The following is a 15,630-nucleotide window of genomic DNA, read 5'->3' as shown; positions in this document are numbered from 1 at the left end:
TAATAATTAAGCTATATGAAATATTATAATTATATAAAAGCAGCAATATTCTTTCTTTTTATAGCCTATTCTATTAGCTGTACGAAGTTGGATCAAAAACTAAATTCAACTTTAACGAATGAGGAGGCTGCCAATACTTTTGATGCTTCTTTGTTTTTGCAGACAGCTTATTATGATTTAGGGTATCGCTATTCAGACTTGGGAAGGGTCTTCGCTTTGGAAGAAGTGCCGGCAGACGAAACTATTGTTCCTACCCGTGGTGGTGACTGGGATGATAATGGTAAATGGCGTGCTTTGCACCAACATGCCTGGACAGCGGATAATGTTAATACCTTTAATGATGAGTTTAACGGCCTTAATAAAGTCCAGTTTGATGCAACCAATGTTCTGAATTTTAAGCCTTCTGCAGAACAAGCTGCAGAAGCAAGATTTATAAGGGCTTTTGCATTATACCAGCTATTGGATCTTTTTGGGCAATTTCCTTATAGAGATCCGGGTGAAAACTTGCTAAATGCACCAAAAGTATATAGCGGTGACAGTGCGATACAGTTTATAATTAATGAACTGAATGCTGTAATACCAGATCTTGACAGTAAAAGTCCTATTACTAAAGCTACGCCCGAGGCGGCTAAAATGCTGCTGATGAAAGTATATCTCAACAGGGGTGCATTTCTTAACAGGCAAAGCCCCACGTTCGACGATGCCGATATGCAGAAAGTAATTAGCTTGGGTAATGAAATTATCAATTCTGGCAAGTATTCATTTAGTTCTAATTATTGGGATATTTTTAGCCCTCATAACTCTTCTAATTCAGAAGCTATTTTTGCAACTGCCAATTCATCTGGTGTATCTACTAATAATACAGGGATTAGTAACTATTGGTGGTCAACATTGCATTATAATCAGTATGACGTACTGGCACCGGCAGCCGGATGGAATGGTTTTTCTACTGTAGCAGAATTTTATAATTCTTTCGGTACTTCTACTGCGACTACACAAACACCAAAGGATACTGCACTGGATATGAGAATTGGCGGAAGATATTATCCTGGTGTAACAAATGTTTCAGGTGTAAGGACTGGATTACTTATAGGTCAGCAATATGATCAGGACGGTAATAAATACTTTGATAGAAAAGGTAATTCCCTTATTTTCACTCCAGATGTTTCTCCAGATTTGAAAGAAACTGGCAATCTTTTAGAGGACAAGGGTATTCGGGTAATAAAATATCTTCCCGATTACTCTCTTGGTAGCTCTAGCTATAATTCTGCAGGTAACTGGTTAATGCTTCTCAGATATTCCGACGTAGTACTAATGGTGGCAGAAGCAAAAATGCGTTCGGCTGCACCTGATGACGCTGGTGCACTGGCCTTGGTAAATCAGTTGAGAGCAGCAAGAGACGCGCAGCCCTTAACATCAATGGTATTGGTAAATCCCGATAATGTGTACGATGCACATACTTTGTTGGCAGAAAGAGGACGTGAGTTATATTGGGAATCTGTAAGAAGAACTGATTTAATCCGCTTTGGCGTATTCCTGAAGCCCTGGGCTTACAAATCTAATGATGACGCACATTTCCTGCTTTACCCTTTACCGCCGGCAGCTTTGGCCTCAAATCCCAATCTTAAACAAAATGAGGGGTACGGTCAGTAAAGACTATTTCTTACAACTACTGTTTTAATAAAGAAAAAGGTCATTGTTTTAATGACCTTTTTCTTTATATGTTGCCCTACTTATATATTTAAACAAGTATATTTTTTAACAAATAGTAGAAGAAAGGAATAAAGGGTTTGTAATTACATTTACTATTATTTATAGGTAAAGAAATCTTTAGAGTTTGATATTGCTTAACTGTATTGCTTATGCACACAACTGTAACAAAAATACTTTCCTGTTTTTTTTTACTTATACTTATAGGTTTAATAGCGGTTTATTTCTTTATGCCTTCTCAGCATACTGTAAGCATTATTGCGAAAATAAACTGTAATACAAATGCCGTATCCCGGGTCATAAACAATCAGTGGCATGAAGTACTAACTAAAAGTAAAAGAGCTAGCCGTGGAATGTGGGATGGATATACCTATACTGTAAGTCAAAAGTTATATAATGCAGCAAACATCAATATCGAGCAGGAAAATACTGTTTATACCAGTAATCTTGTGTTACTTCCACTAAAAAATGATTCTACTGCATTACAATGGAGCGCACAAATACAAGAAGGAAATAACCCTTTCAATAAATTGGTAGCATATTATAAGGCAAATGCCTTAAAAAACAATATGGTAGAAGTGATGCAGCAGCTTCGCCATTTTTTAGAAAATACAGCATGTGTTTATCATTACAATATTACACGTACAACACTCACAGATACAACTATAATATCTACTAAGATACTGAGTAATGCTTATCCTTCAACTGTGCAGGTTTACGCGCTTGTGCAAAATTTAAAGCGATATATTGCTCAGCAAGGCGCACATGCTACAAATTATCCAATGCTTAATGTGAGGAAAACAGATAGCGGCTTCGTTACAATGGTAGGAATACCTACTAATAAAAAGTTACCTGCAAAAGGTGCATTTTATCCTAAGCGCTTTATACCTTATAAGAATAAAATACTTACCGTACAGGTTATTGGTGGTACATCATCTGTATTAGATGCTTACCGCCAAATAGAGCTATATATGCAGGATCATTCGTTAGATGCGCCTGTTATTCCATTTGAACTAATGATCACAGACAGAAGTAAGGAAGCTGATACAACCAAATGGGTGACCAGGATTTTTTATCCTATTGTATAATATCCATACTGTACCGCAGTGTTTTATTTGGGAAACTTGTAAACGAAACAATAAGGCTGAGATACCTTCAAATCTGTTTCTTATATTTATATACCTGATATAGTTGTGTGATGAAGTTGCTTTTTTCTATTACTGTTATGTTTTTTCTCCTTGCTCTTATGTCTTGCAAGCATAAGCAAGCGCCGGTACTCTTTCAATTAATGGATAAAACCGGCATTGACTTTTATAATAAAGTAGAGGATGGAAAAACAGAAAACACCTTTCTTTTTAGAAACTTTTACAACGGTGGTGGCGTAGCTATCGGAGACATTAACAACGATGGAAAGCCCGATGTTTTTTTTACCTCCAACATGGGTGATAACAAATTATATGTAAATAAAGGTAACTGGCAATTTGAAGATATTACTCTCAAGGCAGGCTTTAAACAAGACAGCATGTGGAGTACTGGCGTAGTAATGGCAGATATCAATGGTGATGGCTGGCTTGATATTTATGTATGCAACTCGGGGCACATGAGCGATGGCAACCGGCGAAATAAATTATACATCAACAATCACAATCTCACTTTTACAGAAGAAGCTGCTAAATATGGCCTAAACATTTCAGCTTACACAACACAAGTTTCTTTCTTCGATTATGATTTGGATGGTGATCTGGATTGCTTTATGATCAACAATAGTCCTATCAATATTAACAAATTAGGCTATGCAAATGACCGCGACTTGCCGGAACAGCAATGGAAAGTGGGAGATTTTTTGAAGGGTGGCGGTGACCATCTTTATCAAAATAATGCCGGACGTTTTACCGAAGTTACCAGGCAGGCAGGTATTCATGGCAGTTTAATAAGCTTTGGGTTGGGCGTATCTGTTACCGATATCAATCACGATGGCTATCCCGATGTATATGTTTCCAATGACTCCTACGAGCGGGATTACCTGTACATTAATCAAAAAAATGGCACCTTCAGAGATGAGTTTGAGCAGTGTATGGAGCACACCAGCTTTTCCTCAATGGGAGCAGATGTGGCAGATATTAACAACGATGGCTACCTTGATATCTTTACTACAGATATGCTGCCCGAGAGCGATTACCGCATTAAAACAACCGGCGCTTTTGATAATTATGATGTGTACAATATCAAGCTGAAGCAAGGTTTTTACCATCAGTTTATGAAAAACTGTTTACAACTGAATAATCAAAACGGCAAGTTTTGCGAAATAGCCAATTACAGTGGAGTGTCGGCAACAGATTGGAGTTGGGGCGCGCTTTTCTTTGATGCAGATAATGATGGCTATAACGATATCTATGTATGTAATGGTGTGAACCGTGATTTAACCAATCTTGACTTTATGGACTTTTTTGCCAATGATGTAAATCAAAAAATGGTACTAACCGGCAAAAAAGAAAGTGTAGATAATATATTAAAAGAAATACCTCGCACGCCTTTGGCCAACAAAGCGTACCGAAATAAAGGCAACCTGCAGTTTGAAGATGCCGGTGAGCAATGGGGCTTTACGCAGGGCTCCTGGAGCAACGGGGCAGCTTACGGCGATTTGGATGGAGATGGCGATTTGGATTTGGTGGTAAGTAACGAAAATGGCCCTGCTTTTATTTATAAAAATAATTCGCGCGAGCAAAACGATAATAACTACATCAGTATAGCGCTTAAGGGCGATAGCCTAAACACCTTTGCTGTGGGTAGTACCCTTAAAATATATGCAGGTAACGAGGTGATTACACGCGAAGTGGTGCCTAGCCGTGGTTTTCAAAGTTCTGTGGACTATCGGCAGGTGATTGGGGTGGGCAAACATAATACTATTGATTCAATGGTTGTTATTTGGCCTAATCACTATTATGATGTTTACCTGCACCCGCAGCTTAATAAACTCCATCAGTTAACGAAATCTACTTCATCAAAGCCTTATAATTTTTTACACAAAAATAATAATGCAGTTTATTTTGACAGCATACATACGGCTTTTGATAAACATACCGAAGACGACTATGTTGATTTTTATTATGAACGCAATGTACCGGAAATGCTATCGCGTGAAGGCCCAAAAGCGGCGGCTGGCGATGTAAACGGTGATGGACTGGAAGATGTATATATCGGAGGCGCTTTAAACCAGGGCGGACAACTTTATTTACAAACTGGGGATGGGCAATTTATAAAAAAAGACGAACCTGTATTTAAGCAGTTCCTCGATTTTGAAGATGAAGCGGTGCTCTTTTTTGATGCAGATAAAGACGGCGATCTGGATTTGTTTGTTGGTCCCGGCGGCAATAACACTATGCCTAACAGCCGGCAGTCGCAGCTTCGCTTGTACAAAAATGACGGTAAGGGAAACTTTGCTATTGATGCAAGTGCTTTTCCCAACAATGCCCATAATATAGGAGTAGCAGTTGCCAACGATTTTGATAGTGATGGTGATTTGGATTTATTTGTTGGTGGGCGTAATGTGCCCCGCGATTATGGCATTACACCGCAGAGCTTTATTTTTATAAATGATGGTAGCGGACATTTTACAGATATTGCAAAAAGCAGTAATGTTTCCATTTCCAATGCAGGTATGATTACCGGTGCCGTTTGGGCAGATGTTACCGGCGATACACACAAAGAGCTTATTGTAACTGGCGAGTGGATGGCGCCACATATTTTTACTTACAACAACAAAACATTCACGGAAGTAAAAAGCAATCTCAACAACATGTATGGATTATGGCAAACTGTAGCCACCGCGGATGTTAATGGCGATGGCAGGCAGGATTTAATACTGGGTAATATCGGTGAAAACTTTTACTTACATCCGGATGCTGAAAAACCTGTAAAGTTATTCATCAATGATTTTAATCAAAATGGCAACAGAGATAAAATTCTTACGTACACAGTGGATGGTAAAGACATGCCTGTGTTTATGAAACGTGAACTGCAAGACCAGATTCCGGCAATTAAAAAACAGAATCTTAGGCACGAGGACTATGCAAAGAAGTCTATACAAGAGCTGTTTCCTGAAGAGTTGGTAAGTAAGTCGGTGGTAAAGCAATTCAATTATTGTAGTTCTATAATAGCTGTTAATAAAGGCAACGGGCAGTTTGAAATACAAAAGTTACCACCAATGACACAACTATCATCGGTGAATGCTATCCACTGCATGGACGTAAATAGCGATGGTTTTACAGATTTGGTGCTCGGTGGCAATCTGTATGCACTACTGCCACAATTTGAGCGGCTGGATGCTAGTTATGGTGATGTGCTTATCAATAATGGTAAAGGAGCTTTTAGCTTTACACCACAACAACAAACCGGCTTGCAGGTGCAGGGTGAAGTACGGGATATTGTGCGCATTGAAACACAAAAAGGTAAACAACTCTTGTTTTTAAGAAATAATGATTACCCCGTAATGTACCGGCTACATAGCATTGCTTCAAACTCGTTGGCAGATAAATAAATATCCTGTTTTTGTACAGCAGCGTTATAAGAAGCTCCGTGCTGGTCTGTGCCGCCTGGTGCCGTTGGGTTCAAAAAAGTGTTAACAAAACTACTCCTTGTGGTATAATAAATGGCCACTAATTTAGTCACCTCTTAATGACGAGCGGGCAAGTGCATAAAAGAATACTTTTTTACATACTCATACTTACCAGTGCATTTGGTTGCCATTCAAAAAAGCAACCGCAGTTGCCGTCATTGTTTCAGGTACTCGACAGTAAATTTACAGGTTTAAATTTTATTAATCAGCTTACTCCTACCGAGCAGTTCAATGTATTTGATTACATGTACTTCTACAATGGTGCAGGCATTGGGGCGGCTGACTTTAATAATGATGGAAAAACAGATTTGTTTTTTGCAAGCAATCAAGGCAAAAACAAGCTGTTTTTGAATGAAGGCAACATGCACTTCAAAGAGGTAACAGATGAAGCGCATATACCAAACGATGGCGGCTGGAGCACCGGCGTATCGGTTGTAGATATCAATAGTGATGGCTTGCTGGATTTATATATCTGCCGGGTGGGTAAATACGAAATACTCAACAGCCACAATCAATTTCTTATTTGCACCGGTATAGATAAAAATGGCGTACCGCAATACAAGGATGAAGCTGCGCAAATGGGGCTCGCTTTCTCTGGCTTCAGCACACAGGCAGCTTTCATGGACTATGATATGGATGGTGATCTAGACATGTATCTACTCAATCACTCCATTCATCAAAACGGCACGTATGGCCCGCGCGCGCAAATGCTTGAAAACACCAGCCCCATATCCGGTGACCATTTATACCGAAATGATGGTAGCGGTAAGTTTACCGATGTTACCAAAGCAGCAGGTATCAACAGTTCTGTATTGGGTTATGGCTTGGGAATTTGTGTTTCCGACATCAATATGGATGGTTACCCTGATATGTATATCAGTAACGACTTTCACGAAGATGATTACCTATACATCAATCAGCGCAACGGTACATTTAAAGATGAAGATACTACCTGCCTCATGCACACCAGCCAGTATTCAATGGGAGTAGATGTAGCTGATGTAAACAACGATGCCTATCCTGAAATCATTACAATGGATATGCTCTCCAATGATCCTTATATTTTAAAGCGTTCACTGGGCGAGGACGCATATGATATCTTCAACATGAAGATTAATTATGGTTACACGCATCAATACACGCGCAATAACCTGCAGTTGAACGATCGCAATGGTATGTTTAGTGAAGTGGGTTTGTACGCCGGCGTGGCAGCCACCGACTGGAGCTGGGCACCGCTGTGGATGGACTTTGATAATGATGGATTAAAGGATTTATTTATATCGAACGGCATTCCCAAACGATTGAATGATATTGATTATGTAAATTTTGTATCGAACCAGGATTTGCAGGAGAAAATGCGAAACAATACATTGGACAAAAAGGATCTGTCGCTGATTGATAAATTTCCGCAAATAAAAATTCCTAATAAACTATATAAGAATGAGGGCGACCTCCGGTTTGCCGATTTGAATGTGCAGGTGCAGGGCAATGTGCCTACCTTTTCAAATGGTGCCATCTATGCCGACCTCGATGGTGATGGCGACCTGGACATTGTAGTAAACAATATTGATGGCGACGCGCTGGTGTACCAGAATAAAAACAATGATGTACAAAAAAAAGCTTTTATAGATATCAACCTGAGAGGCACACCTGATAACATCAATGCGCTCGGCTCCAGAATTATTGTATATACCAACAGCGGTATTCGTACGTATGAGAAATACCCGGTTCGTGGTTTTTTATCCAGCATGGAAGTGCCACTGCATATTGGACTGGGCAACACCAAAGTAGATAGCGTATTATTGGTATGGAATGATAATACGTATCAAAAAATAGACTGGCAGCACGATACAATGCAAACGGTAACTTTTACTTACAAAAAAGGCCTGCCTCTTTTTGATTATGCTGCTTTTTCAAAGCATTGGCAAAACAGTACGTTGCCGGTAAAAAACATTACTACCGCCACTGCACTGCAGTATAAGCACAGCGAGAACCCTTTTGTGGAATTTGACCGCGAGCCGCTGATGCCGCACATGGTATCGCGCGAAGGGCCGGCATTGGCTGTTGGCGACATAGATGGTGATGGACTGGAGGATGTGTTTATTGGTGCTTCCAAAAGAGAAAAAGGAGCAGTTTTTATACAAAATACAGCCGGAAAATTTGATAAAATGCTGCAGCCTGCTTTGGATAAAGACAGTATGTGGGAAGATATAGATGCTGTGTGGACAGATGTAAATAGCGATAAATATCCCGACCTTGTTGTAGCCAGCGGCGGCAATGAATATTATGGCAACGACGAGCACTTGTTGCCGCGCGTGTATCTCAATGATGGAAAAGGAAACCTGTCGCGTAAAATGGATGTGTTCAGTAATGAGTATATGACAGCATCGTGCGTAGCGCCTTGCGATATTAATGGCGACGGCTATACCGATCTGTTTATCGGTGGCAGAGCCGTACCCTGGAAATATGGCGAAGTACCGCGATCGTATTTATTGCAAAATGATGGTACCGGAAAGTTTAAAGATGTTACGGCAACCTACGCCAAAGATTTATCACATATCGGTTTTGTAACGCAGGGTTTGTGGTACGATATAGATAAAGACGGTGATAAAGATTTAATTCTTTCTTTAGAGTGGGATGGTATTGTGGCATTCATCAATAATAATGGGCATTTTACAAAGCAGTATTTAACGGATAAAAAGGGCTGGTGGAATTTTGTATTACCAGTGGATATTGATAAAGATGGCGATGTGGATTTAGTTGCAGGTAATTTAGGATTAAACAGCAGGCTAAAAGCCAATGATGCGCAGCCCGTACGCATGTACTACAACGATTTTGATAACAATGGCACCAAAGAACAAATCCTTACCTACTATTTGAATAACAAAGAACTGGTATTTGCCAATAAAGAAGAATTGCAACGACAAATTCCCACATTGAAAAAGCAGTTTTTATATGCGGAAGATTTTGCAAAGGCTACCCTCACCGATTTGTTTCCGCAGGATAAACTGGATGCTTCGAAAATATTTACGGCTGACTATTTTGACAACGCTATCCTTATCAATAATGGCAATCTGCAATATACAGTGCAGCCAATGCCCTGGCAGGCGCAACTTTCACCCTATAAAGATGCACAGGTGATAGATGCCAACAACGACAACCTGCCCGATATCTTGCTCTTTGGCAACTACGATGCGAACAACATTGAAATGGGCAGGTACGATGCCAATTTTGGAACTATTTTATTGAATAAAGGTAATAACCAGTTTGCAGCGCAAAGCCTCAACGGCTTGCAGGTAAAAGGTGAAGTGCGGCATGTACGCAATATTACCATTGGCGGAAAAAAGGCATATATTTTAGCCAAAAACAACGATAGTGCTATGGTGATACAATTTGAGCAGCCTGGTGTAAAGCAATATGGCTTTGTAAAGCAGCAGGAGAAGAAGTGAGCGGCCGATTATAAATTGAACAGGTAATATGTACTACTGAATATTTGCTCTTTTATAGAAATTCCCTATCTCAGCGAACGTTACTTTAAGTATCAAGCAACATTTTGCGCATTATTGTAATCATGCAAATTATGAAAAGGGTTGCCTTTGGTATTATATTGATAACGTTTGCCTGTAATAAACCGCCTATGCCGGCTCCTGCAACTCCTCAAACGGTTTGGATAGATGCAGCGACACATAGTGATACTATCATTACCAATGTTGGCAATCAGTATCCTGTTTTGTATTATGCTTCAAAAAACTGGCAGCAATCAGTAGACACAAATTTGTCACAAGGTTTTAGATTTATAGCGATCCGTTTTGGTGACAGTATTCTTGTTAAACAACTTAATGATACTTCTACCGGTTATGATGGTCCGTTCTTGCTTGCAGTCAATGCGGAGAATGATACATTAATGGCGCAAAATTTCATTGATACTGCAAGTGTTAATCCGGCAAGAACGTTTATACCATTCCATTAAGACTTTCAGGCTCCAAAAAGCTGATACCTGAAGATATGCATCAGTAAAAGGTATGGTAATGTGCAATATTCTTCCAGAAATTTTCTACCTTTTTCTTATCTCCCGAATTCTCCGTTTACATTTACAACTTTAACAGCTTCTCCGTATGAATAAACGTGTTCTGCTTTCGCTTGTTTGCTCCTTACTTTTAGCTTGTTCTTTTGCACAAGATGTCTGGACTATCAAAGCTGATAGCATTAATCCTAATAATTATTTTGGCGAAACAGTTGCTAACGGTATGGTGGGTATTGTGTCTTCACCAATACCTTTTACTGTAAAAGATGTGGTGCTCAATGGTGCTTTTGATTTATACGGCAGAGGTCGCGTAAGCAATATCCTCAAGACTTTCAACTTTGTGAATATGCACCTGGATATTGACGGGCAGCGTATCGAAAATTTTAACCAGGTGCAACACATGCAGCAGGTGCTCGATATGAAGCACGCCAGTTTTACTACCACATTCGATTATGGTGATAAAGCCAGTATTAGCTATACCTATTACTCCCTTCGCCAACTGCCTTATACCGCTTTGGTGGATGTAACGATTACTGCTAAAAAAGACATTGAAATTATTCCTGCTTCCGTAATGGAAGCGCCCGATATGCTGCGGGATGTAGAGAATTATTTCAATCAGATAGACCGCCCGCATGTAACTATTTCGTTGCTTACTTCCACCGCCAAAAGCCCCACCGGCAAACTGTTTATGGCAGCGAGCAACAGCTTTTTGTTTGACGAACCGCACGGCAGCGAACCCGTAGTCATTCATGAAATGTGGGATAATAATTTGCATCTTTTAAAATTTAAAAAGAACCTCAAAGCTGGTGAGGCTTATCACTTTGCTATTGTTGGTTCCACACTTACTTCGGCACACAACGATGATCCGCTGAACGAAGCTGAACGCCTCACTCTTTTTGCCACTTTGCAAGGTGCTAAGCGGTTGTTACAGTTTCATAATGAGGCATGGGACAGCCTTTGGAAAAGCGATATTGTAATTGAAGGAGACAATAAGACACAACAGGAAGTGCACAGCATGATTTACCACTTATATTCCTTTGCACGCAGCGGTACGGCGTATAGTTTATCGCCGATGGGCTTGAGTGGTTTGGGCTACAATGGTCATGCGTTTTGGGATACAGAGCTGTGGATGTATCCTTCGTTGTTGCTCTTACAACCCGATATTGCAAAGTCGCTGTTAGAGTACCGTTATCAACGGTTAGGCGCCGCCGTAAACAATGCGTTTTCGCACGGCTATAAAGGCGCGATGTTCCCGTGGGAAAGTGCAGCGAGTGGTAATGAAGAAACCCCGGTGTGGGCGCTCAGCGGACCTTTTGAACACCACATCACCGCCGATATTGCTATTGCTGCCTGGAACTACTATTGCGTAACGCAGGACAAAAACTGGCTTCGCGAAAGAGGCTATCCACTGCTAAAAGCAACTGCCGATTTTTGGGCAAGCCGTGTTGAACGGAACGGTGCTGGTCATTACGATATTAAGAACGTAGTAGCTGCCGATGAATGGGCAGAAAACATAGATAACAACGCCTTTACCAATGCTGCTGCAAGAGCCAACCTGAAGTATGCCACCGATGCGGCAAAAATATTGGGAATAGTACCGGATGCAGATTGGATGAATGTGTATAACAACATCCCGATTCTCAAATTTCCGGACGGTGTAATAAAGGAACACGCCACGTATGCAGGCGAAAAAATAAAGCAGGCAGATGTGAACCTATTAGCCTATCCGCTGCACGAAGTAACCGGCAACGCAGCCATCAAAAGAGATTTGGATTATTACCAGCCGCGTGTAGGTGAAGGCCCGGCAATGACGCACGCCATTTTCTCTATTTTATATTCAAGGCTTGGAATGCCCGACAGCGCTTACCACGCTTTTAAAATTGGCTTTGAGCCCAATATGCGTCCGCCCTTTGGTGTAATTGCTGAAACTGCCACCGGCAATAATCCTTATTTTTCTACCGGTGCAGGCGGCATGATACAAGCGATGCTCAACGGATTTGGCGGACTGGAAATTACACCAAATGGCATTACGCAATTAAAAACAAAACTACCTTCCAACTGGCAATCGCTTACGCTTACCGGCATTGGCGTAGATAAGAAAACGTATGTAGTGAAGTAGTGCTTTTCCTGATTAATATATTTATTAATGAAAGAAGCGTATTATCAAATCATTTCAGGCAAAGACTTGAAACATTCAAGGTTATAAGTGTTGGCACTAAAGGAAGCACTACTAAGGTTATTTATTATTTGCAAACAGAGGTTGAAAATGTATAAAAACTTGCTTTTGGAAATAAGATTAGGCATTCAAACGAATTTGATGATACGCAGTTTAGAACAATGGGGATACTGAAAAGGTATTAGAAACGGTTGCATCTACTATTTATACTTATACGGATAAACATTCCAATGCAATCATCTTTACAACTGGCAGTTCTACATCCAAAACCCGTCTATACCCGATGGGAATTGCAAAGTTTATAGAAGAAGCATTTACTGAATTTGAGATGTATAGTGAATATAATAATGAATGGCTTTCTTTTATAAAGGCGTAAACTATGATGCTTTCCTGCTAAGAAGAAAATAAGTAGATTTGAGTTATGAAAAAGGATCCGGTTCCGGTGGATAGAAAACCAGACATTGACATTGATGATTCTTTAGATAAGTACAAGAATGTTGTATGCTTTCCGGAAAAGCTTGCAAAAGCAAACGAGAATTTTGAAACGGATAGGACTTTCTAAAGAACTGCAACAGGAGGTAAAGCAAAAATAATTTATCATATTTTTTGCATTGTAAGTAAATTTATCGTTTCTTTCCTTAATATTGTAACCTCAAGTCGTGAAAAAGCTGGCTGCCATATTGCTCCTTTTACTCTTCCTGTTCAATCTTGTAGGTTACAGGCTGTGGTTCAATTATGTACAGCAGCAATCTGATATTCAGCTAACAGCTTCCCTCGATAAGCACCAATACAACGATGCAGATCTTATCAGCATTAAAGTACCACTTTCCATGCCGTACCAAACGACGCAATCCAATTACGAGCGTGTAGATGGTGAAATAAAAATTGACGGAAAAATTTACAAGTATGTAAAGCGCAGAATTGTAAATGGCGAACTCGAACTCCTTTGCCTGCCCGACCATAACAAAATGCGCCTGCAAAGTGCCAAAAACGACTTTTTTAAAACTACCAACGATATTGCTACAGATAATAGCAGCAAAAAATCGGATAACGGCAAAACAAACGTTTTTAAAAATCTTTCCTCCGATTACGAGCAGCAGGTAGCCACCTTTAGCTTATCTGCAGTTGCTGCTGTAAAAGCAGCCTATTCTTCCGTAATTATTTTTTCCCTTTCTTCCACCCCGCACACCCCGCCCGGGCAACCGCCGGATGCTGCATAAGGCATACATTCAACAGTTTCTTCTGTCATAATGCGCCAAAAGTTATTACACTGCCTCTGCCGTTACCAGGCAAGATGGCTGCTGTGTTGTTGTATTCCATTTACGTATAAGGCAGTTTTTATTCAAACAAAGCAAATGTGCATCCGGACTTTTCAAGGTCTGAAGTGGTTTTTTACAAGCAGATTTTCACCTTCGTGCACTTGTGTTGCGTTTTAAATGTAAAGCAATGTCTTATACCATTTTATGGTAAACATTACAAATTGAGTAAGGGGCATTAGGGCTTTTTGAAGCCTGAAGCAGTTTCACAAGCAGATTTTCACCTTCGTGCAACTTTATTTTTTGTAATACAACATACAAATGCAAAGCAGCAACAACCAGCTTAGCGGCAGATGCAGTAAGTATCAAAAAATTAATTTCGTTTTAACCATATCTAATAGTAGCAAAATAGTGTTCCTGAGGAAGTTTATGAAACAGATTTTCTTTTTTCTTTCAGTAATTGTTCTTTTAAGTGCCTGCAAAAACAACGGCGAGTATAAAAAAGTAATGCACGATCCCATTTTGTTTTCGCAAACTGTACATGAGTTAAATGGCATTGTAATGGGCAACAATTTTTCGCCGGTAGTAGCAACGCGCAATTATACGTATGCCAGTATTGCCGCTTACGAGGTAGTAGCTGCAGGAAATAGTAAATACCATTCACTGGCTGACCAGTTAAGGGGGTTGAATACTTTGCCACAGCCAACTGATGCGCAGCAAACCGATTTTCCTTTTGCAGCCTTGCTGGCTTATTGCAAAGTAGGCAGTGCTGTTACTTTCCCCGAAGGCAGTATGGATGCGTATGTAGATGCTTTAAAACAAAAAGCAAAAGATGCGGGTATGCCTTCCAAAATTTTTGACAATAGCGTAAACTATGCCGATGCCGTTGCAGATGCTGTTTTGGACTGGAGCAAAAAAGATAATTATGCCCAGACACGCAGCGCCAGCAAGTTCACTGTTACACAGGAAGAAGGCCGCTGGGTACCTACGCCCCCTATGTATGCGCAGGCAGTGGAGCCGCACTGGATGGAAATACGCCCGATGGTAATGGATAGCGCATCGCAGTTTCGCGTGCCGCCGCCACTTGAGTTTAATATGAAAGATACCAACAGTGAATATTGCAAACAGGTAATGCTTATTAAAAATGCAATAGAAAATCTTACACCAGAGCAGGAAGAGATTGCCAACTTTTGGGATGATAATCCATTTAAGCTGAATGTGAACGGACATGTGATGTTCGGCACCAAAAAGTTTTCTCCTACCGGCCACTGGCAAAGCATTATTGGTATTGCTGCACAAAAGGCAAATGCCGACTTTGATGAAACGGTATATGCGTATACCAAAACATCCATTGCTATGTTTGACGCTTTTATACAGTGCTGGGATGCGAAATACACCTACAATACCGCGCGCCCTGAGACAGTTATCAACAAATACATTGATCCTAACTGGCGCCCGTTGTTGCAAACACCTGCTTTTCCCGAATATACCTGCGGCCACTCTACTGTTTCCTCGGCTGCGGCAGAAGCATTGACCAGCGTTTTTGGTGATAACTTTTCTTATAAAGACACTACAGAGCTGGAGTTTGGACTTACAAGCCGTTCTTATCCATCCTTCCGCGCAGCAGCGATAGAAAACAACTGGGCGCGCTTTTACGGTGGTATTCACTATCATAGCTCCTGCATTACTGCTACCGAGTACGGACGAAAAGTAGGTGACTTTGTTGCCAACAAATTACGCATGAAAGAAGGGGAGGATCGCGTTGCACCCGCTGCCGATACCACACACTATTATTAACCGTATTCTTTAATTATTACGCTTCATTATTAACTACACAAAACAAATTGTT

At 40.5% G+C, this 15,630-nt stretch carries 9 protein-coding genes and 1 pseudogene; all 10 read left to right on the top strand.

The features are described 5' to 3' along the window. The first annotated feature begins 15 nt into the window (after positions 1-15). The 10 genes and pseudogenes from FC093_RS05485 to FC093_RS05450 all read left to right on the top strand — a co-directional run bounded on the left by FC093_RS05485 (position 16) and on the right by FC093_RS05450 (position 15,578). Entirely contained in the window at positions 16-1,653 is a 1,638-nt protein-coding gene (locus tag FC093_RS05485) for a RagB/SusD family nutrient uptake outer membrane protein (protein WP_137260747.1), read from the top strand. A gap of 410 nt (positions 1,654-2,063) precedes the next feature. Beyond that, positions 2,064-2,798, top strand: a complete 735-nt coding sequence (locus FC093_RS05480; RefSeq protein ID WP_137260746.1) for a hypothetical protein — start codon at positions 2,064-2,066, stop codon at positions 2,796-2,798. Positions 2,799-2,956: 158 nt separating this feature from the next. Further along, complete coding sequence (locus FC093_RS05475; protein WP_240743205.1) at positions 2,957-6,247, top strand: VCBS repeat-containing protein; 3,291 nt, start codon at positions 2,957-2,959, stop codon at positions 6,245-6,247. 137 nt (positions 6,248-6,384) lie between these two features. Further along, complete coding sequence (locus FC093_RS05470; RefSeq protein WP_137260745.1) at positions 6,385-9,774, top strand: VCBS repeat-containing protein; 3,390 nt, start codon at positions 6,385-6,387, stop codon at positions 9,772-9,774. A 131-nt stretch (positions 9,775-9,905) separates the two neighbouring features. Next, positions 9,906-10,295: a hypothetical protein gene (locus FC093_RS05465; RefSeq protein WP_137260744.1), complete on the top strand. Its 390-nt coding sequence runs from the start codon at positions 9,906-9,908 to the stop codon at positions 10,293-10,295. 145 nt (positions 10,296-10,440) lie between these two features. After that, a complete protein-coding gene (locus FC093_RS05460) occupies positions 10,441-12,468 on the top strand; it encodes a glycoside hydrolase family 65 protein (protein ID WP_137260743.1) in 2,028 nt (675 codons plus the stop codon). A gap of 226 nt (positions 12,469-12,694) precedes the next feature. Next, a pseudogene (locus tag FC093_RS24555) lies at positions 12,695-12,901 on the top strand (DUF6934 family protein); the annotation flags it as partial. Between the two features lie 45 nt (positions 12,902-12,946). Further along, positions 12,947-13,087, top strand: coding sequence for a hypothetical protein (locus FC093_RS23695; RefSeq protein WP_170970997.1), 141 nt, complete (start codon positions 12,947-12,949; stop codon positions 13,085-13,087). A gap of 97 nt (positions 13,088-13,184) precedes the next feature. Continuing rightward, a complete protein-coding gene (locus tag FC093_RS05455; RefSeq protein ID WP_137260742.1) occupies positions 13,185-13,745 on the top strand; it encodes a hypothetical protein in 561 nt (186 codons plus the stop codon). Positions 13,746-14,210: 465 nt separating this feature from the next. Continuing rightward, positions 14,211-15,578 (top strand): vanadium-dependent haloperoxidase, encoded by a 1,368-nt coding sequence (locus tag FC093_RS05450; protein ID WP_137260741.1) that lies wholly within the window; start codon positions 14,211-14,213, stop codon positions 15,576-15,578. Positions 15,579-15,630: the final 52 nt, after the last annotated feature.

This window comes from Ilyomonas limi, from assembly GCF_005233845.1.
In the GTDB taxonomy this organism is placed as follows: domain Bacteria; phylum Bacteroidota; class Bacteroidia; order Chitinophagales; family Chitinophagaceae; genus Ilyomonas; species Ilyomonas limi.
Note: the sequence above shows the minus strand (reverse complement) of the source record. Positions and strands in the feature narration are given on the sequence as shown.

Coding starts and splice junctions, on each gene's coding strand:
- FC093_RS05450 (WP_137260741.1), top strand. CDS start 14,211: ATGAAACAGATTTTCTTTTTTCTTTCAGTAATTGTTCTTTTAAGTGCC.
- FC093_RS05465 (WP_137260744.1), top strand. CDS start 9,906: ATGAAAAGGGTTGCCTTTGGTATTATATTGATAACGTTTGCCTGTAAT.
- FC093_RS05460 (WP_137260743.1), top strand. CDS start 10,441: ATGAATAAACGTGTTCTGCTTTCGCTTGTTTGCTCCTTACTTTTAGCT.
- FC093_RS05480 (WP_137260746.1), top strand. CDS start 2,064: ATGTGGGATGGATATACCTATACTGTAAGTCAAAAGTTATATAATGCA.
- FC093_RS05475 (WP_240743205.1), top strand. CDS start 2,957: ATGTCTTGCAAGCATAAGCAAGCGCCGGTACTCTTTCAATTAATGGAT.
- FC093_RS23695 (WP_170970997.1), top strand. CDS start 12,947: ATGAAAAAGGATCCGGTTCCGGTGGATAGAAAACCAGACATTGACATT.
- FC093_RS05485 (WP_137260747.1), top strand. CDS start 16: ATGAAATATTATAATTATATAAAAGCAGCAATATTCTTTCTTTTTATA.
- FC093_RS05470 (WP_137260745.1), top strand. CDS start 6,385: ATGACGAGCGGGCAAGTGCATAAAAGAATACTTTTTTACATACTCATA.